This is a genomic window from Jiella endophytica (assembly GCF_004519335.1).
In the GTDB taxonomy this organism is placed as follows: Bacteria; Pseudomonadota; Alphaproteobacteria; order Rhizobiales; family Rhizobiaceae; genus Jiella; species Jiella endophytica.
Window position 1 is genome coordinate 1,046,666 of sequence record NZ_SOZD01000002.1, and the last position, 22,295, is coordinate 1,068,960.

Sequence of the window (22,295 nt, forward strand, 5' to 3'; positions counted from 1 at the left end):
GGCCCTCCCTTCAATGTTGGAAAAGCCGCTAGCAGGAATGCGCAGCCGGGAAAAGACCATCCCGCCCCGGGGCTTCCTTCGGCGCCGCCTGCCTCTATCATGCCGGGAAAGCGAAATCGGACCCCGCCATGCCCTTCGACCGCCTCAACGACGTCGTCCTCCATCACCGCGCCGACGGGCCTAAGGGCGCGCCGGTCCTCGTCCTGATCAATTCCCTTGGGACCGACGACCGGATCTGGGACGACGTCGTGACCCGGCTTGCCGGAGATTTCCGAATCATCCGCTACGACAAGCGCGGCCACGGGCTCTCCGAGGTGCTGCCGGCGCCCTATCGCATGGCGGATCACTCGGCCGATCTCGCCGCCCTTCTCGATCATCACGGGATCGCCCGGGCCCTCGTCGTCGGCCTCTCCATCGGCGGCCAGATCGCCCTCGGCCTTGCGGCGGAGACGCCGGAGCGCCTTGCCGGCCTCGTCCTGATGGACACCGCCCACAAGATCGGCGACGCCGACAGCTGGAACGCCCGTATCGCCGCAATCGCAAAGGACGGCATCGCGGCGATCGGCGATCAGATCCTCTCGCGCTGGTTCACGCCGGCCTTCCGCAGGCCGGACAACGCCGCTTTCACCGGCTATTCGAACATGCTTTTAAATTCACCGGTGGAAGGCTATCTCGGCTCCTGCGCCGCGCTGCGCGACGCCGATCACACCGAGACCGCCCGCAATCTCGCCGTTCCCACACTCTGCATGGTCGGCGATCAGGACGGCTCGACGCCACCGGAGCTGGTGAAGCAATGCGCCGGGCTGATCGGCGGGGCCCGCTTCGAGATCGTCGCCGGCGCCGGTCACCTGCCCTGTATCGAGCAGCCGGAAGCTACGGCGAAGCTGATTGCCGACTTTGCCGGCGAAGTCTTCGGCAAGGACGCCTCCCGGTGACGGCTTCGGTCTTTGGTCATCCGTTTCTCGGCCGGCTTTTCGGCGACGAGGAGATCGCCAGCTATTTTTCCGCCGGCGCCGATATCGAGGCGATGGTGGCCTTCGAGCTGGCGCTCGCCGAGGCGCAAGCGGAGGCGGGCCTGATCGATCCGCGCCACGCCGAGGCGATCCGGGCCTCCACATCGGACTTCACGCCGGATCTCGCCGCCCTCGCCGAAGGGACAGCGCGCGACGGCGTCGTCGTGCCGAGCCTCCTCAAGCAGCTTCGCGGCGGAATTCCCGAGGACGCCGCCAAGGCGCTCCACAAGGGCGCGACCAGCCAGGACGTGATCGACGCGTCGCTGGCGATGCGCCTGCAGGGCGTTTCGCTGGTCCTCGACCGGCGGCTCGCGCAGATCACCGACGCCTTCACCGCCTGGAATCTGGCTGCGGGCCAGAAGACCGTGATGGCCCATACCCGCATGCAGGCGGCGAAGGAGACGCGCTTTTCGCGCAAGATCGCCGCATGGTCCGACCCGCTGCTGCGCTGCCGCCTCCGACGCGAGGAGATCGCCCCGCGGGCCTTCGCGCTGCGGATCGGCGGCGCCGTCGGCGACCGGGCGGGCTTTGGCGACAGGGCCGACGCGATCGCGTCCGCGGCTGCTGCCAAGCTCGGGCTCCATCGTGCCCCGACCTCGCTCCATTCCGAGCGGGACGGCCTCGCCGAATTCGCCGGCTGGCTCTCGCTGATCACTGGGGCGCTCGGCAAGCTTGGTCAGGATGTCGTCCTGTCCATCCAGAACGAAGTCGGCGAACTGAAGCTTGCCGGCGGCGGCGGCTCGTCTGCGATGCCGCACAAGAACAATCCGGTCGGGGCGGAGATCCTGGTCACCTTCGCCCGGTTCAACGCCACCCTCGTTTCCGGCATGCATCAGGCGCTCGTCCACGAGAATGAGCGCTCCGGTGCGGCATGGTCGCTGGAATGGATGATCCTGCCGCAGACGGCGATGGCGGCCGGCGCCGCGACGCGCACGGCGCTCGAACTCCTCGACAAGCTGTCGCTCGCCGAAGACGACGGCTGAGTCAGGCGGCCCGCGCGGCGGTCACGCGGTTGCGGCCGGCCTTCTTCGCCCGGTAGAGCGCCGCATCTGCCCGGTCGAAGGCCTCCTGGAACGACCGGCCGTCATCGGCGATCGTCTCGATCCCGATGCTGACGGTGACTTCAACCGTCGCACTCCCGACATCATGGCTGGCGCCGGCGATCTCGCCACGCAGGCGCTCGGCCTTGCGCCTGGCGGAGACTTCGTCGACCCCCGGCAAGAGGACGGCGAATTCCTCGCCCCCGAGCCTTGCCGTCATGCCCGAGATGCCCGCTCGCGCACTCAGGATGTCGGCGACGGAGCGCAGCACCGCATCACCCGCCGGATGGCCATAGGTATCGTTGACCCGCTTGAAATGGTCGACGTCGAGGAGGAACAGCGAACTCGGCCTGCCCTGCCCTTTCGCCTTGGCGACCATCTGCGGTGCACGGCGATCGAAGCTGCGGCGATTGACGAGACCTGTCAGAGGATCGCGCATCGCATCCTCGGCCAGCGCCTGCTCGCGCAATACGCGCCCCTGCTCGCGGTCGAGCATCTTGGCCGTCAGGATGACGCCGAGGAGATTGGCGATGACGAAGGTCGGACCGACCTGAAGAAGCACCGCGGCGGCGGTCGAGAACGGCAGCAGAGCCAGGGCGGCGAGGCACAGCGAGGCGCAGAGGCCCATCAGTGCGAGCCGTCTCAACGGCGTCGGACCGCCGATCGTGTTCCATCGCGCGATCGCGATCCCGACGAAGGTGGAAATGAGGATGCCGAGGACACCGGCCAGCATCCCGGAACCGCCGACGAAGAACCGGTAAGCGGAGGTAACCGCGGCCATCAGTATGGCGGCAGGCAAACCGCCATAGGTCGCGGCGAGGACGAGGAAGACGTGTCGCATGTCGAAGATGAGACCGTCGGCTAGCGTGACCGGAACCATCATCGAGCCGAGCGCGCAGGCCGTCAGCACCAAGCCGGACACCATGCGGCGCCCTGCCAGGCCCTTCACCCGCGTCAGCACCATCTCGTAGGGCAGGGTCGCGAGAAAGACGATCCCGAGGCTTTGCAGGAAGGCGGCAATGAGGAGCTCGAATTTCATCCCTGTCCTGCGGCAAGATCTGTTCGCGCGATGTCGGGCATCCCGGCAGCGAATGCGCTCCGAGGGCTACGCGTGCCATCCGGGCGCAGCGTCCGGGCTTTGATAATACGCGCTTAATTGCCGGCTAAAGGTTACCGCGGCCGAGGCGAATCGCTGTCTTCACGGACATGTGAGGGAAGCTGCGGCGTTCGGGACAACCGCTTCTAGAACTCGATGCCCTTCTGCGCCTTCACGCCGGAGCGGAACGGGTGCTTCACCATCTCCATCTCGGTGACGAGGTCGGCGATGTCGATCAGTTCGTCCTTGGCGTTGCGACCGGTGACGATCACATGCTTGTTTTCCGGCTTACCCTTCAGAAAGCCGATCACCTCGCCGAGGTCGAGATAGTCGTAGCGCAGGACGATATTCATCTCGTCGAGCAGCACCATGTCGTGCTCCTCGTCCATGATCAGCGCCTTTGCCCGCTCCCACGCCGCCTTTGCCGCCTGGATGTCGCGCTGACGGTCCTGGGTCTCCCAGGTGAAGCCGTCGCCCATCGCCGTCATCGTCACCTGATCGGGAAAATGCTCGAGGATCTTCCGCTCGCCGGTCTCCCACTTGCCTTTGACGAACTGGACGACGCCGACCTTCATGCCGTTGCCGAGGGCGCGGAAGACGAGGCCGAAGGCGGCGGTCGACTTGCCCTTGCCCTTGCCGGTATGAACGATCAGCAGCCCCTTCTCGATGGTCTTGGTGGCGAGGATCTTGTCGCGGGCCGCCTTCTTCTTCCGCATCTTCTCGGCATGGCGGGCGTCGAGTTCGGCCTCGCTCATCCCGTCGGTGATCTTGCTGCGCTCTTGCGGCCCGTCGCTCATGCGGCCTTCTCCGGTTGGCTCGGTGTGTCTTGGGAGAGCATCTTGGCGAAGAAGATGCGGCTCTCGCCCTTCGGATAGTCCGGCAGGCGGCCAAAGGGCCGGTAGCCGAGCTTTTCGTAAAATCCCGGCGACTGGAAGGAATAGGTGTCGACCCAGATGCCGGTGCAGCCTTCTTCCCTGCCGATCGCCTCCGCCATCTCCATCAGCTGCCGGCCGAGGCCCCGGCCGCGCCAGCGCTCCGGCACCGCGAGGATCTCGATATGCATCCAGTCCCAGTAGAGCTGGGCGATCAGGCCGCCATCGGCGCCTATCTCGTCCGTCAGCGCCAGGGTGACGAAGCGCGGCGCGAAGGCGAAATCCTTCTTGGTGGAGAACTCGGCGAGCGGCCCGACGATGCGGGCGCGAAGGTCGAGATCGGGCAGGGTCAGGCGTTCGATGGTCGGCGTCATGAAAGCGTCATGGCGCGGTCGCTGTGCCGCTTCAAGTGCGAAGTTCCGCCCGGGCAGAATTCGAGCGCGGCGACCAGAGGCCGCGCTCGATCGCCTCGGCGAAGCGATCACGGATTTCGCCGAGCGCGGCGGGATTGTTCGCTTCAAGGAAAGCGCGGACATGATCGTCCATCACGAATGCGTTCCAGGCCGCCTCGAAATGATGGTCGCGCACCGCCCCGGTGGTCGCGGCGAAGGCGAACATGTAGTCGACCGTCGCGGCGATCTCGAAGGCGCCCTTGTAGCCGTGGCGCATGACGCCGGCGATCCATTTCGGATTGACGACCCGGGCCCGGACGACCCGGCCGATCTCCTCTTCCAGCGTTCGCACCACCGGCCGCTCGGGCCGCGAATGGTCGTTGTGATAGACCACCGGTCGCGCGCCCGAGAGATGTTCGACCGCAGCCGTCATGCCGCCCTCGAACTGGTAGTAGTCGTCGGAGTCCAGCAGATCGTGCTCGCGGTTGTCCTGGTTCTGGACCACCGCCTCGATGCCGGAGAGCCGTTCCTCGAACATGCCTCGCTCGGCAGTGCCCTCCGCATCCGCCCCGTAGGCGTAGCTGCCCCAGACGAGATAGCTTTCCGCAAGATCGGCCTTGTCGTCCCAGCCCTTCTCGTCGATCAGCGCCTGCAGCCCTGCGCCATAGGCGCCGGGCTTCGAGCCGAACACCCGGAAGCCGGCGCGCCGCTCCGCTTCGCTTTCGTCAGCTCCCGCCTCGATCAGCGCCGCCCTCTCCCGGCGCATGCGCGCGGCGATCGGGTTGTCGGCCTCGTCCTCCTCGAGAGCACCGACGGCGCGAACCGCCCGGTCGAAGAGGGCGATCTGATCCGGGAAGGCATCGCGGAAGAAGCCGGAGATCCGCAAGGTGACGTCGATGCGCGGCCGTCCGAGCTCGGCAAGGGTGACGATCTCGTAGCCGGTGACCCTTCGCGAGGCGCGGTCCCAGACCGGCTTCGCCCCAACCAGCGCCAAGCCTTGCGCGATATCATCGCCGCCGGTGCGCATGTTGGAGGTGCCCCAGGCCGTCAACCCGAGCGATGTCGGCCACTCGCCCTGGTCCTGCAGGTGCCGGGTGACGAGGAGCTCAGCCGACTTCCTACCGAGGCGCCAGGCGGTCTCGGTCGGCACGGCCCGGGTGTCGACGGAATAGAAGTTCCGCCCCGTCGGCAGGACGTCCGGCCGACCCCGCGTCGGTGCGCCTGACGGGCCGGGCGCGACGAAGCGGCCTGCGAGCCCTTCGAGGAGGCCGGCGATCTCGGCCGGGCCGGAGCCGATCACCGCCGGCTTCAGCTCCGTTTCGACCGCGTCGAGAACCGGCCTTGTGGATATCCAGTGAACATCCGGGGGTATTTCACCGGCGATCAGCCTGACTGCCAGGCTCTCCAGTCGCTCGACCGTATCGCCCACCGTGCGCCACGGGCTTGTGGACAGATCCGCCAGACGCTGTGGACGAGGTCCTTCCCACGGTGCTGCCATGTCGCAGTCGAGGGGATCGAAGGACTTGCTGTCGTCACCAGCTGCGCCGTTACCCCCCTCTGTCCTGCCGGACATCTCCCCCTCAAGGGGGGAGATCGACCCTGGTCCGGCGGAATCGCCCCGTTCGGATGTTGCCGTGAAGTCTGTAACCTCGGCGCCGCTACCCCCCTCTGCCCTGCCGGGCATCTCCCCCTCAAGGGGGGAGATCGGACCTCGTTCGGCGGCATCGCCAATACTGCTGACGTCGGCTGGTGCGTTTTCCCAGCTATCAGTTGCGGCCAAAGGCTTTTCAGAAGAAACGCCGCCATCCCCGCCGCCTGATCTCCCCCCTTGAGGGGGAGATGTCCGGCAGGACAGAGGGGGGTGCCCAGCCGCCACGCCAGAAGGCAGTCCACACAGCCCCAGATCCGCCGCCAGTGCCCGCATCAGCGAGGCATCGCCGGGACGCGAGCCGCGAGGAAGCCGCGCCAGCGCCGCCACGAGGTCATGCAGGAGCCTGCCGTCCGGCGAGACGCCGAAGACGTGCAGCCCGTCGCGGATCTGCATTTCCTTCAGATCGCAGAGATAGGCGTCGAGCTTGGTCAGCGCGCTGTCGTCGGCCTCGCCCGAAACGATGCCGGCGTCCTGGTCGAGACCGATGTCCCGGACGAGATCGAGGATCTCGGTCTTCAGGAGCGCGAGGCGCCGCGGATCGCCGCCCGCCGCCTCGTAATATTCATCGACCAGCGCCTCGAGATCCTTCAGCGGCCCGTAGGTCTCGGCCCGCGTCAGCGGCGGTGTCAGATGATCGATGATGACCGCCGACGTCCGGCGCTTGGCCTGCGTCCCCTCGCCCGGATCGTTGACGATGAAGGGGTAGAGATGCGGCATCGGCCCGAACACCGCCTCGGGAAAGCAGCGCTCCGACAGCGCCAGTGCCTTACCGGGCAGCCATTCGAGATTGCCATGCTTGCCCATATGGACGACGGCGTCGCAGGTCTCGCGGAGAAAGGCATAAAGCGCCAGATAGTTGTGCGGCGGCACGAGATCCGGCGAATGGTAGGTCTCCTTGGGGTCGATGTTGTAGCCTCGGGCCGGCTGGATCCCAACAAGGGTATCGCCGAAGCGGGCGAGCGGCAGCGCAAAAGCCGGCTTACCATCTGCCGCGACGACGAACGGATCGCCCTCCGGCGGCCCCCAGCGGTCAGTCACCGCGCTGCGAAGCTCTTCCGGCAGGCTGTCGAAAAACCGGCGATAGGTGTCGAGCGGCATCACCTCGCGTATCTCGCGTGCGGCGGTGCCGGCATTGGTCGGCCCGGCCATCAGATAGTCGATCAGGGCGTTGCCGTTTTCCGGCAGCGTTTCGACCGGATAGCCCGCCGCCTGCATTGCCCTCAGGACCTCGACGGTTCCTGCCGGCGTGTCGAGACCGACGCCGTTGCCGAGCCGGCCGTCGCGGTTCGGATAGTTGGCAAGCAATATGGCAACGCGCTTTTGCGGGTTTGGCTTCCGCCGCAGCCGCGCCCAGCGAGTGGCGAGTTCGGCGACGAAGCGGACACGGCCTGCGACGGCGCGATGGGCGACGATGTCGGTCTCGGTCAGCGCGTCCCAGTCCCCGGCCGACTTGAAGGCGATGGCGCGGGTAAGGACGCGGCCGTCGAGTTCCGGCAGCGCGACGTTCATGGCGAGGTCCCGCGCCGACAGCCCCTGGCTCGACCCGTTCCAGCCCTCCTCGGAGCCGGAAGCCAGCACCCCCTGGAGAACGACGGCACCGGTTTCCTCCAGAACGGTCGCCACCCTCTCGGCGCCGGCCCCCGCTGCCGGAGACGAGACGGCAAAGCCGGTGAGATTGACGACGACATCCGGCGGTCGGCGGGAAAAGAGGCCGCGCAGGGTCTCGACCGAGACGGGGTCCTTCAGGCTCGAGACATAGACGGGCAGAACGTCGAGGCCGCATTCAGCCATGGCCCTTGCCAAGGCCTCTATAGGCCCCGTCTGGCCGCTCTGGACGAGCGCGCGATAGCAGACGATGGCGGCGAGAGGCCTTTCGGCGGCGGCGGCGTCCCGGGCCGCAGCCTCCTCACCCCGGGCCTGACCCGGTTCGTCATCCCCTTCTTGGCAAAGGTCGTCATCCCGGGCTTGACCCGGGATCCATTCCAAACCGTCCTCGCCGCGGCGAGCGTCGCCGGGACCCCCCTCTGCCCCGCCGGACATCTCCCCCTCAAGCGGGGAGATCGGACCTTGTTCGGCGGCACCGGTCCGCCGCCCGACCGTCGCGACGGGGTTTGAGACCTTGGCGCTGTTACCCCCATCTGCCCTGCCGGGCATCTCCCCCTCAAGGGGGGAGATCGGACCTTGCTCGGCGCGTGCACCCTCAATTGAAGCGTCGGCAGGCTGCTCAAACCCCTTTTCAGGTAGCTTCAACCTTTCAGAACGGAGGCCGACATTGCCTGCTGCTGATCTCCCCCCTTGAGGGGGAGATGGCTGGCAAGCCAGAGGGGGGTGCTCGTCCGCTGCGGAAGCCAAAAACGCACCACCGTCCCGCGTAGGGTACCCCGCCTGCTCCGAGAGAGCCGACGGCACCACCCCCGCTTTCAGGAGCGGTGCCGCAGCGCCCGGCCATTCGCCTGTTCCAAGCACCGCGCGGCAGCCGAGCAAGAACCCCTCGGCATTTGCCGGCCCGCCTTCGATCAGGAACCGCCAGAGCCGGTCACGCTGGTCGAGCGGAATGGTGGTATAGGCATCCAGCCCCGGATCCGGCTTGTCGTCGCCGGGGATCACCGCCAGCAGGCCTCCCGTCCCTTGCGCATTGGCGAGCAGCGCGTCGAGCCCATAGGGCCAGTAGGCGGCGCCGCCGAGAAGCCGCACCACCACCAGCTTCGCCCGGCCAAGCGTGCGGGAGACGTAGGTGTCGACCGACATCGGATGCTTGAGCCGCAGGAGATTGGCGAGCCGAAGCTCGCGCGGCCCGAGATCCAGGCGGTGCGCCGCCGCCGCCAGCGCGGCGATTTCCGTATCCGCCGCGGACAGAAACACGATCTCCCCCGGCGACTGGCCGAGATCCACCGCCTCGCCGCCGTCGTCGATCGTTCCCTTCTGGGCGAGAAGAAGATGCAAGTCCGCGCCCTTATTCGGCTGCGGTGTGGGGGACCGCAGGGGCCTCGCCCGCCGCCAGCGAACGGATGCGTCCGTCGATCGCCGTGCAGACCGCGTCGATCAGCCCGTCATGGAGGCCGATGACGACGAGCCGCGTCGCCCGTTTCTCGTCTTTGCCCCAGGGCCGGTCGAAATAGGTCTCGATGCGCTGGCCGACCGCCTGGACGACGAGGCGCATCGGCTTGCCGGGAATGTCGGCAAATCCCTTAAGGCGAAGGATGTCGTGCTCGCCGATCAGATCCTTCAGCCCGTCGACGAAGGCGGTCTGGTCGAGGACCGGGCCGGCATTGGCGACGAAGCTCTCGAACTCGTCGTGATCGTGCTCCTCGCCGCCTTCGTGCTCGATCTCGTGATGGGATTTCCGCTCGGCGATGAGATCCTCGGCGCCGGCGGCGATCCCGAGCAGCACCTCGGCCGGCAGGCTGCCGTTCTCGGCGGCGACGGTCTTCACCGCCCGGGCCGTGGCGGCGCTGGTCAGCTTGCGCACCTCCTCGAGCCTGTCCCGGTCGATCAGGTCGGCCTTGTTGAGGACGATCAGGTCCGCCGCGCGAATCTGGTCCTCGAAGAGTTCCTCGAGAGGATTGTCATGATCGAGGCTGTCGTCCGCCGCCCGCTGTGCCGCGACCTTCTCCTCGTCGTCGGCGAAGCGACCGGAGGCGACGGCCGCCGCGTCGATCACCGTGACGACGCCGTCGACCGTCACTTTCGTCTTCACCTCCGGCCAGTTGAAGGCGGCGACGAGGGGCTGCGGCAGCGCCAGTCCGGAGGTCTCGATGACGATATGGTCGGGCAGGCTGCCCCGTTCGAGCAGCTTCGTCATCGCCGGGATGAAGTCGTCGGCGACGGTGCAGCAGATGCAGCCATTGTTGAGCTCGACGACGTCGTCCTCGCTGCAGGTCTCGATGCCGCAGCCCTTCAGGATGTCGCCGTCGACGCCGAGATCGCCGAACTCGTTGATGATCAGCGCGATCTTCCGGCCGCCGGCATTCTGCAGGAGATTGCGGATCAGCGTCGTCTTGCCGGCGCCGAGAAAGCCGGTGATGACGGTTGCGGGAATTTTCTGGGCAGCCATTCGGCGCCTCCTTTCTTCAAGGTCTCAATTGCGGGGAGCGGATATCCGCTCAACCCTTCAGTTTCATCGGCAGGCCGGCGACGACGAAGTAGACCGTCGATGCGACGGCGGCGATCCGCTGGTGCAGCCGGCCGGCATGATCGCGGAACGCGCGGGCCATGGCATTGTCCGGCACGATGCCGAGGCCGACCTCGTTGGAAACGAGGACGACCGGCGCCGCAAGCCCGGAGCCGAGACAGGCGGCAAGGGCGTCCGCCTCCGCATCGATCTCTCTGCCGTCCATCATCAGGTTGGTCACCCAGAGCGTCAGGCAGTCGACGAGGAGCATCCGGCCCGGCTTCGCCTCGCGCTCAAGCGTACCGACCAGATCGAGCGGCGCCTCGAGCGTCTGCCAGGTCGGCCCGCGATCCGCCCGGTGCCGGGCGATCCGCGCGTCCATCTCGGCGTCGAACGCCCGCCCGGTCGCGACATAGACCGGTGACAGGCCGCTGCGGCTGACCAGCGCTTCGGCAAAGGCGGTCTTGCCGGAGCGGGCGCCGCCGATGACGAATGTGATGGTGTCGGCCATCCGGGCTAAGGCCACGCGGCGCCAGCTTTTACGCAGCGTCGCGGATGCCCCCGAGTCAGCGCCGGCGGCGCGTGGCGGCCAGGGGAACGGCGAAGGCTGCCTGTCGCAGCGCTCGTGTGGAACCAGTCGTCATATCAACCTCCGTGACGGCCGCTCGTCGCAAGCGGCCCTTTTCTTCTCGAAGCACGGCAGGTCTCCTGGCTCGCGGGTCGTCAAAATCCATCTCGCCTTCCCGGAACGTAGGTTCCAGTGGCTTTCAGATCCCGGCGGGTCATCCCTGCCGGGCCAGTGACGCATTTCTCGCCGCTCTACAGTCGCGGGGTCGGCTGCGATATGGACCCCCGGATTGGGTCGGCCCGTCGCATTCCCTCTTCGCCCCCGCCAGGCTTGCGGCGGGGGAACCGTCCTTCGTCCGGCACGGCCCCTGAAGACCGCCCGATCGGCGCCAAACTAGCAGCCCGCCGACCGATCGCAAGCAGATTTCCCGCGCAGCCGGGACCGTGTCGCTGGGCGGAGCGAAGTCCCGCCCGGCGATTGACGCGCCTTCCGCAATGCAAAAACATCGCTGCGGCACGGTTTCTGTTTCGTCTCAGCCTCTATATCCGAAAGGATCGACATCGCCGAAAGACAGCAAAATCGACGGAGACTGACGCTTCATGTGCGGAATTTGCGGTGAGATTCGCTTCGATCAGAAACCGGCCTCGGGCGAGCGGCTGCAACGCATGGGAGACTGTCTGGCGCCGCGCGGCCCCGATGGATCCGGCATGGTCCTGCGCGGTCCCGTCGGTCTCGGCCATCGCCGGCTGAAGATTATCGACCTTTCCGAAAAGGCCCAGCAGCCGATGGTCGATCCCGAACTTGGGCTGACCATCGCCTTCAACGGCTGCATCTACAACTATCCCGAACTGCGCAAGGAGCTGGAGGGCAAAGGCTACCGCTTCTTCTCGACCGGCGACACCGAGGTCATCATCAAGGCCTATCACGCCTGGGGCCGGGACTGCGTGAAGCATTTCCACGGCATGTTCGCCTTCGCCATCGCCGAGCGCGAGAGCGGCCGGGTGATGCTGGCGCGCGACCGTTTCGGCATCAAGCCGCTCTATCTCTCGCAGAACGACAAGCGCCTCTATCTCGCCTCCTCGCTGCCCTCGATTCTCGCGACCGGCGACGTCGACCGGACGATCGACCGCGAGGCGCTGCACCATTACATGACCTTCCACGCGGTGGTGCCGCCGCCGCTGACCATCGTCAAGGGCGTGCGCAAACTCCCCCCCGCGACCACGCGGATGATCGAGCCGGACGGCTCCTTCGACGATGAGGTCTACTGGGCGCCGGACTTCTCGCCGCGTCCGGGCGACGACAGACTGTCGCCGACCGACTGGCGCGAACTCGTCATGGACGCGCTGAAGCTCGCCGTCGACCGGCGGATGGTCGCCGACGTTCCGGTCGGCGTGCTCCTGTCCGGCGGCGTCGATTCCTCGCTGATCGTCGGCCTCCTTGCCGAAGCCGGGCAGAAGGACCTCAACACCTTCTCGATCGGCTTCGAGGACGCCAATGGCGAGGTCGGCAACGAGTTCGAGTTCTCCGACATCATCGCCAAGCACTACGGCACCGAGCACCACAAGATCTTCGTGCCGGGCTCGGAGCTGATGGAGCATCTGCCGGGAACGATCCGGGCGATGTCCGAGCCGATGGTCTCCTACGACAATGTCGGCTTCTACCTCCTGTCCCGGGAAGTCGCCAAGCACATCAAGGTCGTCCAGTCGGGACAGGGCGCCGACGAGATCTTCGGCGGCTATCACTGGTACCCGAAGATGGTCGGCGCGAACGATCCGCTCGCCGCCTATTCGGGCGCCTTCTTCGACCGCAGCCACGAGACGCTGAAGAGCCAGATCGCTCCGGAATGGCAGACCGAGAGCGACGTTTCCCGCGACTTCGTGGCGCGGCACTTCGCCATGGCCGGTGCGGAGAACCCGGTCGACAAGGCGCTCCGCGTCGACGCCCATGTCATGCTGGTCGACGATCCGGTAAAGCGCGTCGACAACATGACCATGGCCTGGGGCCTCGAGGCGCGCGTCCCCTTCCTCGACCATGAACTCGTCGAGCTCGCCGCCCGCGTGCCGGCCGAGGAGAAGCTGAAGCAGGACGGCAAGGGTGTGCTGAAGGAAGTCGCCCGGCAGGTGGTCCCTTCCGAGGTGATCGACCGCAAGAAAGGCTATTTCCCGGTCCCGCAGCTGAAATACATCTCTGGCCCCTATCTCGACATGGTCCGCGACGCCCTGACCAGCGAGGCGGCGACGTCCCGCGGGCTGTTTCAAAAGAGCTATCTCGACGAGCTTTTCGCCAACCCCGCCGATCACATCACGCCGTTGCGCGGCTCCGAGCTCTGGCAGGTCGCGCTTCTCGAGATGTGGCTCCAGGAACAGGGGGTCTGAGCCGATGTCAGGGGAAAAGCAGGCCGAGCGGCCCCGCCGCGACCACCGGCTGGAGAAGCTGCGCGCCTCCGGCCCGAACGGCTCGGCGGCCCGCGAACGCGCCAATGGCGACGGGCTGAAGCGAAACGCCATCCTCGACTGCGGCTGGGGGCGGCTGGTGTTCAGCCAGACCTTCGAGGATCCGCGCGAGCTTGCCAATTCGCTGCGCGAGGAAGGGCCGGACCGGCGCGACATCGCGTTCTACGTCAAGGATCCGCACGTCCTTCTCAGCCACGCGCCGCAGGAGCTGTTCCTCGATCCCTCGCACACCTACCGGCTGGATCTCGCGACCTACCGGCCCAGCAACCGGCGGCCGCGCGGTTTCTTCATCCGCCGCCTCGCCTCCGAGCAGGATGCGACCGAGGTCAACCGGATCTACCAGTCCCGCCACATGGTGCAGGTGCATCCGGCGTTCTTCTGGTCGAACCGCGACAACCGGGCGCTGACCTATTTCGTCGCCGAGGACGAGGTCACCGGCGCGATCGTCGGCACGGTCACCGGCGTCCACGGCAGGCGCGCCTTCGGCGATCCGGAGAACGGCTCGTCGCTCTGGTGCCTCGCCGTCGATCCGCAGGCCACCCATCCCGGCATCGGCGAAAGCCTGGTGCGCCGGCTCGCCGAGCATTTCCAGGCGCGCGGCTGCGCCTTCATGGACCTGTCGGTGATGCACGACAACGAACAGGCCATCGCGCTCTACGAGAAGCTCGGCTTCGTGCGGGTCTCCTACTTCACCATCAAGCGCAAGAACGAGATCAACGAAAAGCTCTTCACCGGGCCGAACACCGAATATGACGGGCTCAACCCCTATGCCCGCATCATCGTCGACGAGGCGCGCCGGCGCGGCATCCACACCGAGGTGGTGGACGCCGCCGGCGGCTTCTTCCGGCTGACCCATGGCGGGCGCACGGTGCTCTGCCGCGAGAGCCTCTCCGAGCTCACCACCGCCGTCGCCATGTCGATCTGCGACGACAAGATGGTCACCCGGCGCATGGTCGAGGCGGCGGGCGTCAAGGTGCCCGAACAGCTCTCCGGCGACAGCGACGACGAGGCCATCGCCGCCTTCATCGAGAAGCACGGGCAGATCGTCGTCAAGCCGGCCCGCGGCGAGCAGGGCCGCGGCATCTCGGTCGGCATCGAGAGCCTCGACGAGGCGAAGAGTGCCATCGAGGCCGCCCGCAAGCATTCCGAGACCGTGCTCCTCGAAGCCTGCTTTCAGGGCGACGACCTGCGACTCATCGTCATCGACTACCGCCTCGTCGCCGCCGCGCTGCGCAAGCCGCCGGTGATCACCGGCGACGGCCGCTCCAGCGTCAGGGACCTCATCGAGCATCTGTCGCGGCGGCGCTCGGCGGCGACCGGCGGCGAAAGCAAGGTCCCGATGGATGCGGAGACCGAGCGCTGCGTGAAGCAGTCGGGCTTTGCGATGGAGGACGTGCCGCCGGAGGGCGAACGCATCACCGTGCGCAAGACCGCCAACCTTCATACCGGCGGCACGATCCACGACGTCACCGGCGACATTCATCCGGCGCTGGTGGAGGCGGCTGTTGCCGCGGCACGGGCAATTGAGATACCGGTGACCGGCATCGACCTGATGATCAAGTCGCCGGCCCTGCCGGACTACGCGTTCATCGAGGCGAACGAGCGGCCGGGCCTGGCAAATCACGAACCACAGCCGACGGCGGAGCGGTTCATCGATCTGCTGTTCCCGTTGTCCGTACCATTTTCGGTGAGAGCGGCCAGGACCAACCAGAGAAGGTCGCGCAGGGAGGACTGAGTGCCGAGGCTTACGATCGATACCGAGTATCTGACCGAGCAGCTCAAGGCGCTTTTGAGAATTCCGAGCCCGACCGGCTACACCGACACCGTGGTCCGCCATGTCGCGCAGGAGCTCGAGCGGCTCGGCCTCAAGGTCGAGCTGACCCGCCGCGGCGCCATTTCGGCGCTGCGCCAGGGCTCGCGGCGGGCCTCGGCGAGAGCCATCGTGAGCCACCTCGACACCCTCGGCGCCCAGGTCAAAAGGCTGAAGGAGAACGGCCGTCTGGAGCTGGTGCCGATCGGTCACTGGTCCGCCCGCTTCGCCGAGGGCGCCCGCTGCATGATCTTTTCCGATGCCGGCACCTATCGCGGCACGATCCTGCCGCTGAAGGCCTCCGGCCACACCTACAACGATGAGGTGGATACGCTGCCGGTCGGCTGGGAGTTCGTCGAGCTCAGGGTCGATGCCCTGTCGCGCGACGTCACCGAACTCACCAAACTCGGCATCGAGGTTGGCGACACGGTCGCGATCGATCCGCAGCCGGAATTCCTCGACAACGGCTACATCGTCTCGCGCCATCTCGACAACAAGGCGGGAGTCGCCGTCATGCTGGCGGCGATCAAGGCGATGGAGGATTCCGGCGAATCCACCCCCGTCGACACCCACTGGCTGTTCACCATCGCCGAGGAGGTGGGCGTCGGCGCCGCCTCGATCCTCACCCCCGACATCGCCTCGATGATCGCGGTGGACAACGGCACCTCGGCGCCGGGGCAGAACTCCGCCGAATTCGGCGTGACCATCGGCATGGCCGACCAGACAGGGCCTTTCGACTATCACCTGACCAAGAAGCTGGTGCGGATCTGCCAGGACGAGGACATCCGCTACCAGAAGGACATCTTCCGCTACTACCGCTCCGATTCGGCCTCGGCGCTGGAGGCCGGCCACGACGTGCGTACCGCGCTGATCACCTTCGGCGTCGACGCCTCCCACGGCTACGAGCGGATCCACATGCACGCGCTGCGCTCGCTGTCGGAGCTGATCACCGCCTATCTCACCTCGCCTGTCGAAATCGAGCGCGATCGCAACTATCATGCCGGCCTGAAGGGCTTCACCCGCCAGCCGGATGTCGAAGCCGCCCAGGAACTGGCGCGCGACACCGACCCCGCCGAATAGCCCGCCCCGACGGTTCCGGGTCCAGTCTCGAGAGGAGCCGCGCCCGCCCATGAGCGTCGACGACATCGTCGCCTTCCCCGGCCGGGTGCTATGGAGCCTTCTCGTCCTGCTCGGCGCGCTTGCCCAGGACTGTCTCGCCGCGGCGGGGCAGCATCCGTTTCTCGCCGCGGCGATCTTCCTTGCCTTCTTCGTCTCGCTGGTCCTCGCCCGCGGGGTGGTGATGGTCGGCCTGGTGCTCTGCTTCGTGGCGGTCGCAGCCCTGATCGGTGCCGAGCCGGTGCGCGAGCTCGACAAGCGCCAGACCTTCTCGGCGCTGTCGATGCTGGCGATGATCCTGATCGGCCTTGCCATGCGCCATCAGCGGCTCCTGCGCCAGCGGCTGGAGGACGAGATCGCCGCGCGCGAGGAAGCCCTCGACGAGGCCCGGCGGCAAGGCTGGGATGCGGCGATGAAGTACCGCCCGGAGGACGAGACGCCGCGGCTGGGGCCGCCGGATTGAGGGGAGACGTCAACAGGCGAGTGCCGAATGGCGCCACAGGTCTGCTCCTCTTGTTAGAGCGCCGTGCGTCCGAATGGACGCATAAAAGGACGCTCTGACTTATTGAATCGACGCATTGTGCTTTCCGGAAATCGGTTCCGATTGTCGGGCCGATGCTGTAGGAGAGCGGGCGAAAGCCATCTCCTGCCGCAACCAATGCGCTCGCATGGTATAAGATCGGCATGGCGCTCATCACCCTTGCCGTGTCCGGCTACCGTTCGCTTCGCAGTCTCGTGCTCCCGCTCGAACGGTTGAATGTGGTCACGGGGGCCAACGGCAGCGGCAAATCGAGCCTTTATCGCTCGCTGCGTCTCCTTGCGGATGTCGCACAGGGTCAGGCGATTGCTTCGCTTGCCGCTGAGGGAGGCTTGCGATCGACCATGTGGGCAGGAAGTTCAAACTATTCGACCGCGATGCGCTCCGGGCGATCGCCGATCCAGCGCAACATCGGGCGCGGTCCGATGTCGCTTCGCCTCGGCTTCGCGTCCGAGGACTACGGCTACGCCATCGATCTCGGCCTTCCCATTCCCGAACCCGGAGCAAGCCGGGAGGAACCTTCACTCTTCGGGGACGATCCGGTCGTGAAGGCGGAAGCCGTATGGGCCGGAGAGAGCCTATCGCGGCGCAACGTCATTGCCCGGCGAGGCAACGCGTCGGTTTCGGTGCAGGATGGTAGTGGCCGCATGCGGCCCGTCGTGACCGATCTCGCTCCGTTCGAAACCATGATGATGCGCGCGGCAGACCCGACCAACGCGGTCGAACTGCTGCTTCTTCGCGAGCGTATGAGGGGATGGCGCTTCTACGACCACTTTCGCATCGATCGCGACGCTCCTTCGCGCATTCCTCGGATCGGTACCCGCACGGTCGCGCTGGCATCCGATGGTTCAGATCTGGCTCCTGCCGTTCAGACGGTGCGCGAGATCGGCAACGGACCAGCTTTCGACGGAGCGATCGAGGATGCCTTCCCTGGATCATCGATCGAGATCGATGCAGCGAACGGGTTGTTTCGTCTTTCGATGCGCCAAGACGGGCTCCATCGCCCTCTCGACGCATCCGAACTTTCGGACGGCACGTTGCGCTATGTCGCCTTGGCCACGGCGCTCCACACACCGCGCCCGCCCGAGCTGATGGTGTTGAATGAGCCGGAAGGCAGTCTCCATCCAAGCTTGCTGGAACCGCTCGCACGAATGATCGCAAAGGCCAGCGAGCGGAGTCAGGTCATCGTCGTCAGCCACGCCAGAACGCTGGTTGATGCGCTCTGCGACCATGGCGCGCAGGCGCTGGCATTGGAGAAGGAGAACGGCGAAACGATCGTTGCGAACGTCGAAGTCCCCCCATGGGCGTGGCCAGACCGTTGACCCGCATGCTCGGCCGAGCATGGTTCAACGACCCCAAGCCTCGGACGTTCGGATCTGGCAAAGCACGACCAAGGGCTCGCACGCCCCCTCACCCCATGAACTGGCCGCCATTCACCTCGATCACCTGCCCCGTCAGATAGCCCGACAGCCTCGCGCTCGACAGGAACAGATAGGCCGGCGCGCAGTCCTCAGCGGTGCCGAGGCGCTTCATCGGGATCGAGGCGGCGGTCGCCTGAAGCTTCTCCTCAGACGAATAGCGCCGGTGAAAATCGGTCATGATGGTGCCGGGCGAGACCGCGTTGACCCGCACGTGGTCCGGTGCGAGTTCGCGGGCGAGGGCTCGGGTCCAGGTCGAGACGAAGGCTTTCGAAGACGAATAAAGCGACGAGCCGGGCGAGCCGCCGACGATCGCCGAGATCGACGAGGTGTTGACGATCGCGCTGCCGCCCTCCGCCTTGCCGCCGTCCTTCAACGCCGGCAGCAACACCGTCGTCAGCGCGACGACCGAGCGGACGTTGAGATCGACGATGGCGTCGAAGGCTTCGTCGTCCACCTCGGCCGCCGGGATGCGCCCGACCATGGTGCCGGCATTGTTGACGAGGACGTCGAGCGGCCCGTCGAGGACGCCAAGAATGTCCCCGGCGAGGGTCTCGCCGCCGCCCCGCACTGACAGATCGGCCGTGAGCAGCGTCAGCCGGCTTTTCTGGTCATCGGAAAGTCCCGGCAGGAGATCCGCTTCGGCATGGTCGAGGCTGCGGCCGGCATGGGCGATGACGCTCGCGCCGGTTTCGAGAAAGCCTCTCGCCACTGCCGCGCCGATGCCGCGGCCGGCGCCGGTGACGACGACGGTCTTTCCGGAAAAGAGCGCCGGGTCGAAGCCGTTCATCGCGTCACTCCGTCGATCTGCGGCACCGCGGGCTTGGGAGCCGGCGCGTGCGATTGGTCTGCGCCGCGCCGGACCATCGCGAAAAGACCCGCGACGGCGACCAACAGCCAGCCAGCGATCAGCATCGTCCCGCCGGTCGGCGCAGCGTCGGCGAACAGCGAGTGGCCGCGCACCGCCCGCATGGCGAGATCGCCGGAAAACAGGACGACGCCGATCACCGTCGCCATGCCGGCGACGCCAATTAGCTTCGGCGCCCGGGCGGTGACCGCGGCAAGCCCCAGAAGCGCCGGCGCGTGGATGAGCGCCATCGACGCCGCGATGGCGACGAAGCGGTCGCCCTCTGCAACATGGGCTGCCAGCGCCGCGCCGGCGACGCCGGCCGCGCCGAAGAGCCCGGCGAAGACGATGAAGAGACCCGAAAGAATGCGCATGCCGCCTGCCGACATGTCAGCTCTCTCCCTGTCCGGCGATGCCGCTATGGGCGTTCGGCTCGGGATGGCGGCCGGAGGGGGTGTCCGACTGACGGGTGGTGACGGCAAGTTCCGGCATCTCGTCGAGCACCGATCCCCCCCACATCCGATAGCCGACGGCATAGGCGGCCTTGGCGAGAAGATGCGCCGAGAGCGGCGCCGTTAGCAGGAAGAAGGCGATGGCGGCGATCGCCCTCAGCGCCTCAGGCCCCGAATGGGAGACGAGGGCAAGGGCGAGCAGCGCCATGCCGGAGCCGACGGAGCCGGCCTTCGAGGCGGCATGCATGCGGGTGTAGATGTCCGGCAGGCGCAGGATGCCGAAGGCGGCGACGGCGGCGAAGGCCGAGCCTGCGAGGATCAGGAGCCCTGCGAGGACCATCAGGATCGTGTCGATCATCGGCCGGCTCCCGCTTCGGCTGCGGCGTCGCCGTCTCGCTCGTGCCGCTTGTCGTCGAACTTGCGCAGGTCCTGCTTCTCGTCGTCGTCGGCCGTCTTGCCGCGGGCGAGGATGAAGCGCGCGAAGGCGACCGTCGCCAGGAAGCCGACGAGGCCGAGCGCGATCGCGATGTCGACATAGAGGGTGTTGCCGGTGTCGATCGCGATGACGGCGATGAAGCCGATGGCGACCGAGGTCAGCATGTCGAGGCCGAGCACCCGGTCCGGCAGCGTCGGCCCGCGGATGATCCGCCCGATCGTCAGGAAGAAGGCAAAGCCCAGCAACACGAGCGAGATGTCGAGGCAGACGTCGAGGAAGATTTTGGCGAAGTCGGAATGGGTCATCGGAACGCCTCGAGGATCTTGCGCTCGAAGCCGGAGGCGATGTCGGCCCTGGTGCCGTCCGGGTCCGAGCAGTCGATGGCGTGGACATAGAGGGTCGAGCGGTCCTCGGAGACGTCCACCGAGAGCGTTCCGGGGGTCAGGGTGATGAGGTTGGCGAGCAAGGTGATCTCGAAGTCGCGATCGACCTTCAGCTCATAGGCGAAGATGCCCGGCGTCAGGTCCATCTTCGGCGACAGCACCAGCACCGCCACCCGCCAGGCCGACATGAGCAGCTCGTAGAGGAAGAGCAGGAACAAGGAGCCGATCCTGACGAAGCGGTCGACATAGCCGACCGTGCCGATCTCCCGGCGGATCAGGAACAGCGAGGCGGCGCCGAGCAGGAAGCCGAAGGCGAGGTTGAGGATGGTGAAGGAGCCGGAGACGATCGTCCAGACCAGCGCCAGCACGATGTTGATCAGGAACAGGATCACGAGCCGCCTCCTCCAAAGACCGAGCCGAGATAGGCCGCCGGGTCGACGACGCCGCGCGCCGCCTCGTCGGTGAGGCTCGCCAGCCACTGGGGAAAGACGCCCGCCGCGACGACGAAGGCGGCGAGGAGAACCAGCGGCAGCATCGCGGCGACCGGCGATGCCTCGCCCTTCGGATCGAAGCGTGCCGGAGCGTTACCGGCCCCGGGCCCGGCTGCCGCCGGCTCGGGGGCGTTGCGCCAGAAGGCCAGCGCAAAGACCCGGGCGCTGGCGATGGTCATCAGGAAGCCGGTGACGAGGATGACCGCACCGAGCCAGGGCAGCCCCGCCCCGAAGGCGCCGCGGACCAAAATCACTTTCGGCCAGAAGCCGGAGAAGGGCGGCAGGCCCGAGACGGCAAAGAGAAACACCAGCATCAGCGCCGCAAGGCCGGGCCTTGCCCGCCACAGCCCGCCCATTACGACAAGCGAGGACGAGCCGGCGACGCGCGAGGCCGTGCCGCCGGCAAGATAGAGCGCCGTCATCACCACGATCGAATGCAGCGCATAGAACACCGCGCCGGACAGGCCGACCACCAGTGGGCCGGAGCCCGGCAGAAGCGGCGCGGCCGCGGCATCCGCCGGGGCGGCGGTCGCCGCGCTCGCGGCCGTCGCGATGATCGATGGCTCCGCCGCGCCGCCATCCCCGGCAAGGGCAAGGCCGGCGAGGATCGTGCCGATGCCGGCGATGACGAAGTAGTTGAGCAGCCGGCGAAGGTCGCTCTGGGCGAGCGCGCCGAAGGCCCCGACCAGCATGGTCAGCGCCGCGACCCAGGCGATCAGCGTCGCGAGTTCGGCATGCTGCGGCGGAAACAGCATCAGGAGGACGCGGATCAGCGCATAGACGCCGACCTTGGTGAGAAGGCCGGCAAACAGCGCCGAAACCACGAAGCGCGGCGTGTGGTAGGAGGCCGGCAGCCAGTAGTTCAGGGGAAAGGCCGCGGCCTTCATGCCGAAGGCGACGAGATAAAGGACGGCGATGGTCAGCATCGCGCCGTCATCTTCGAGCCTGCCGGCCTTCTGCGCGATGTCGGCCATGTTGAGCGTGCCGAACAGGCCGTAGAGATAGCCGGTGGTGATCAGGAACAGCGTCGTCGCGACGAGGTTGAGGAAGCAGTATTTCGTCGCACCGTCGAGCTGCTCGTGTTCGGAGCCGAGGATCAGCAGTCCGAATGAGCCGATGAGCAGCACCTCGAACCAGACATAGAGATTGAAGATGTCGCCGGTGAGGAACGCCCCGGAGACGCCCCCCATCATCAGGAACATGAAGGGGAAGAAGCCGTAGCGCCGCTCGACGAGGCTCATCGACAAGGTGGCGTGGATCGCCGCCGCCAGCGCCACGAAGCCGGCGGTCGCGACGAACAGGGCGCCGAGCATGTCGACGGTAAAGGCGATGCCGAAGGGCGGCTTCCAGGCGCCCATCATCATCGTCTGCGGCCCGTCGGCCACGACTTTCAGGAGCAGCATGACGTCGACCGCCAGGAGCAGCGCGAAGCCCGGTATGGCCAGCCAGGGATGCCAGTCGACGCGCTTTCGTACCATCAGAAGCACGGCACCGAACAGGAAGCAGACGGCGACCGGAGCGACGACGAGATAGTCCGAAGGCGCCAGCGCCCCGTGGATCATCGCCTCGGCTTTCAGATGTGCGGTCTCGGAAGGTGCGGCCATCGAA

General features: G+C 66.9%; 19 protein-coding genes and 1 riboswitch. Of the genes, 7 read left to right on the forward strand and 12 right to left on the reverse strand.

Features of this window, described 5'->3' with window-relative positions; translation table 11 throughout:
• Nucleotides 1–128 precede the first annotated feature (128 nt).
• Nucleotides 129–935, forward strand: a complete 807-nt coding sequence (pcaD, locus tag E3C22_RS09830; protein ID WP_134761798.1) for a 3-oxoadipate enol-lactonase — start codon at nucleotides 129–131, stop codon at nucleotides 933–935.
• Nucleotides 932–1,996, forward strand: coding sequence for a 3-carboxy-cis,cis-muconate cycloisomerase (locus E3C22_RS09835; RefSeq protein WP_134761799.1), 1,065 nt, complete (start codon nucleotides 932–934; stop codon nucleotides 1,994–1,996). Before pcaD ends, E3C22_RS09835 begins: the two co-directional genes overlap by 4 nt.
• 1 nt (nucleotide 1,997) lies before the next feature.
• Here the strand turns inward: E3C22_RS09835 and E3C22_RS09840 are convergent, their stop codons facing one another.
• The 6 genes from E3C22_RS09840 to cobU all read right to left on the reverse strand — a co-directional run bounded on the left by E3C22_RS09840 (nucleotide 1,998) and on the right by cobU (nucleotide 10,686).
• Nucleotides 1,998–3,092: a GGDEF domain-containing protein gene (locus E3C22_RS09840; protein WP_134761800.1), complete on the reverse strand. Its 1,095-nt coding sequence runs from the start codon at nucleotides 3,090–3,092 to the stop codon at nucleotides 1,998–2,000.
• A gap of 203 nt (nucleotides 3,093–3,295) precedes the next feature.
• Nucleotides 3,296–3,904, reverse strand: coding sequence for a cob(I)yrinic acid a,c-diamide adenosyltransferase (gene cobO / locus E3C22_RS09845; RefSeq protein WP_134761885.1), 609 nt, complete (start codon nucleotides 3,902–3,904; stop codon nucleotides 3,296–3,298).
• 38 nt (nucleotides 3,905–3,942) lie between these two features.
• Complete coding sequence (locus E3C22_RS09850; RefSeq protein WP_134761801.1) at nucleotides 3,943–4,395, reverse strand: GNAT family N-acetyltransferase; 453 nt, start codon at nucleotides 4,393–4,395, stop codon at nucleotides 3,943–3,945.
• A gap of 31 nt (nucleotides 4,396–4,426) precedes the next feature.
• Nucleotides 4,427–9,007 (reverse strand): cobaltochelatase subunit CobN, encoded by a 4,581-nt coding sequence (gene cobN / locus E3C22_RS09855; protein WP_167591709.1) that lies wholly within the window; start codon nucleotides 9,005–9,007, stop codon nucleotides 4,427–4,429.
• 10 nt (nucleotides 9,008–9,017) lie between these two features.
• Nucleotides 9,018–10,118: a cobalamin biosynthesis protein CobW gene (cobW, locus tag E3C22_RS09860; protein ID WP_134761803.1), complete on the reverse strand. Its 1,101-nt coding sequence runs from the start codon at nucleotides 10,116–10,118 to the stop codon at nucleotides 9,018–9,020.
• A gap of 49 nt (nucleotides 10,119–10,167) precedes the next feature.
• Complete coding sequence (gene cobU / locus E3C22_RS09865) at nucleotides 10,168–10,686, reverse strand: bifunctional adenosylcobinamide kinase/adenosylcobinamide-phosphate guanylyltransferase (protein WP_134761804.1); 519 nt, start codon at nucleotides 10,684–10,686, stop codon at nucleotides 10,168–10,170.
• Between the two features lie 170 nt (nucleotides 10,687–10,856).
• Nucleotides 10,857–11,107: riboswitch (cobalamin riboswitch) on the reverse strand.
• Between the two features lie 235 nt (nucleotides 11,108–11,342).
• Between cobU and E3C22_RS09870 the strand changes: the two genes are divergently transcribed.
• The 5 genes from E3C22_RS09870 to E3C22_RS09890 all read left to right on the forward strand — a co-directional run bounded on the left by E3C22_RS09870 (nucleotide 11,343) and on the right by E3C22_RS09890 (nucleotide 17,982).
• The gene (locus E3C22_RS09870) at nucleotides 11,343–13,118 is read left to right on the forward strand and encodes an N-acetylglutaminylglutamine amidotransferase (protein ID WP_134761805.1); all 1,776 of its coding nucleotides are present in this window, start codon (nucleotides 11,343–11,345) and stop codon (nucleotides 13,116–13,118) included.
• 4 nt (nucleotides 13,119–13,122) lie between these two features.
• Complete coding sequence (gene ngg, locus E3C22_RS09875; protein WP_134761806.1) at nucleotides 13,123–14,931, forward strand: N-acetylglutaminylglutamine synthetase; 1,809 nt, start codon at nucleotides 13,123–13,125, stop codon at nucleotides 14,929–14,931.
• Nucleotides 14,932–16,086 carry an osmoprotectant NAGGN system M42 family peptidase gene (locus E3C22_RS09880; RefSeq protein WP_134761807.1) on the forward strand — a complete coding sequence of 385 codons (1,155 nt, stop codon included), beginning with the start codon at nucleotides 14,932–14,934 and terminating at the stop codon, nucleotides 16,084–16,086.
• Between the two features lie 49 nt (nucleotides 16,087–16,135).
• Entirely contained in the window at nucleotides 16,136–16,585 is a 450-nt protein-coding gene (locus tag E3C22_RS09885; RefSeq protein WP_134761808.1) for a hypothetical protein, read from the forward strand.
• Between the two features lie 221 nt (nucleotides 16,586–16,806).
• The gene (locus E3C22_RS09890) at nucleotides 16,807–17,982 is read left to right on the forward strand and encodes an AAA family ATPase (RefSeq protein WP_134761809.1); all 1,176 of its coding nucleotides are present in this window, start codon (nucleotides 16,807–16,809) and stop codon (nucleotides 17,980–17,982) included.
• Nucleotides 17,983–18,070: 88 nt separating this feature from the next.
• On the opposite strand, the gene E3C22_RS09895 is transcribed toward E3C22_RS09890, so the two are convergent.
• Genes E3C22_RS09895 through E3C22_RS09920 form a run of 6 tightly spaced genes read right to left on the reverse strand, consistent with a single transcriptional unit; the run spans nucleotide 18,071 to nucleotide 22,291 of the window.
• Nucleotides 18,071–18,868, reverse strand: coding sequence for an SDR family NAD(P)-dependent oxidoreductase (locus tag E3C22_RS09895; protein ID WP_134761810.1), 798 nt, complete (start codon nucleotides 18,866–18,868; stop codon nucleotides 18,071–18,073).
• Nucleotides 18,865–19,314, reverse strand: coding sequence for a DUF423 domain-containing protein (locus E3C22_RS09900; protein ID WP_342635621.1), 450 nt, complete (start codon nucleotides 19,312–19,314; stop codon nucleotides 18,865–18,867). The genes E3C22_RS09895 and E3C22_RS09900 overlap by 4 nt, the downstream gene beginning before the upstream one ends.
• A gap of 1 nt (nucleotide 19,315) precedes the next feature.
• Nucleotides 19,316–19,735: a monovalent cation/H(+) antiporter subunit G gene (gene mnhG / locus E3C22_RS09905; RefSeq protein WP_134761811.1), complete on the reverse strand. Its 420-nt coding sequence runs from the start codon at nucleotides 19,733–19,735 to the stop codon at nucleotides 19,316–19,318.
• Entirely contained in the window at nucleotides 19,732–20,118 is a 387-nt protein-coding gene (locus E3C22_RS09910; RefSeq protein WP_134761812.1) for a cation:proton antiporter, read from the reverse strand. Before E3C22_RS09910 ends, mnhG begins: the two co-directional genes overlap by 4 nt.
• Nucleotides 20,115–20,588 carry a Na+/H+ antiporter subunit E gene (locus E3C22_RS09915; RefSeq protein WP_134761813.1) on the reverse strand — a complete coding sequence of 158 codons (474 nt, stop codon included), beginning with the start codon at nucleotides 20,586–20,588 and terminating at the stop codon, nucleotides 20,115–20,117. Before E3C22_RS09915 ends, E3C22_RS09910 begins: the two co-directional genes overlap by 4 nt.
• Entirely contained in the window at nucleotides 20,585–22,291 is a 1,707-nt protein-coding gene (locus E3C22_RS09920; protein ID WP_134761814.1) for a proton-conducting transporter transmembrane domain-containing protein, read from the reverse strand. The genes E3C22_RS09915 and E3C22_RS09920 overlap by 4 nt, the downstream gene beginning before the upstream one ends.
• Nucleotides 22,292–22,295: the final 4 nt, after the last annotated feature.

What these genes read in the sequence shown, in the direction of transcription:
- E3C22_RS09870 (WP_134761805.1), top strand. Translation starts at nt 11,343, where the DNA reads ATGTGCGGAATTTGCGGTGAGATTCGCTTCGATCAGAAACCGGCCTCG.
- E3C22_RS09920 (WP_134761814.1), bottom strand. Translation starts at nt 22,291, where the DNA reads ATGGCCGCACCTTCCGAGACCGCACATCTGAAAGCCGAGGCGATGATC.
- E3C22_RS09900 (WP_342635621.1), bottom strand. Translation starts at nt 19,314, where the DNA reads ATGTCGGCAGGCGGCATGCGCATTCTTTCGGGTCTCTTCATCGTCTTC.
- E3C22_RS09885 (WP_134761808.1), top strand. Translation starts at nt 16,136, where the DNA reads ATGAGCGTCGACGACATCGTCGCCTTCCCCGGCCGGGTGCTATGGAGC.
- mnhG (WP_134761811.1), bottom strand. Translation starts at nt 19,735, where the DNA reads ATGATCGACACGATCCTGATGGTCCTCGCAGGGCTCCTGATCCTCGCA.
- cobO (WP_134761885.1), bottom strand. Translation starts at nt 3,904, where the DNA reads ATGAGCGAGGCCGAACTCGACGCCCGCCATGCCGAGAAGATGCGGAAG.
- E3C22_RS09850 (WP_134761801.1), bottom strand. Translation starts at nt 4,395, where the DNA reads ATGACGCCGACCATCGAACGCCTGACCCTGCCCGATCTCGACCTTCGC.
- cobU (WP_134761804.1), bottom strand. Translation starts at nt 10,686, where the DNA reads ATGGCCGACACCATCACATTCGTCATCGGCGGCGCCCGCTCCGGCAAG.
- ngg (WP_134761806.1), top strand. Translation starts at nt 13,123, where the DNA reads ATGTCAGGGGAAAAGCAGGCCGAGCGGCCCCGCCGCGACCACCGGCTG.
- E3C22_RS09890 (WP_134761809.1), top strand. Translation starts at nt 16,807, where the DNA reads ATGGCGCTCATCACCCTTGCCGTGTCCGGCTACCGTTCGCTTCGCAGT.
- E3C22_RS09895 (WP_134761810.1), bottom strand. Translation starts at nt 18,868, where the DNA reads ATGAACGGCTTCGACCCGGCGCTCTTTTCCGGAAAGACCGTCGTCGTC.
- E3C22_RS09840 (WP_134761800.1), bottom strand. Translation starts at nt 3,092, where the DNA reads ATGAAATTCGAGCTCCTCATTGCCGCCTTCCTGCAAAGCCTCGGGATC.
- cobW (WP_134761803.1), bottom strand. Translation starts at nt 10,118, where the DNA reads ATGGCTGCCCAGAAAATTCCCGCAACCGTCATCACCGGCTTTCTCGGC.
- E3C22_RS09910 (WP_134761812.1), bottom strand. Translation starts at nt 20,118, where the DNA reads ATGACCCATTCCGACTTCGCCAAAATCTTCCTCGACGTCTGCCTCGAC.
- pcaD (WP_134761798.1), top strand. Translation starts at nt 129, where the DNA reads ATGCCCTTCGACCGCCTCAACGACGTCGTCCTCCATCACCGCGCCGAC.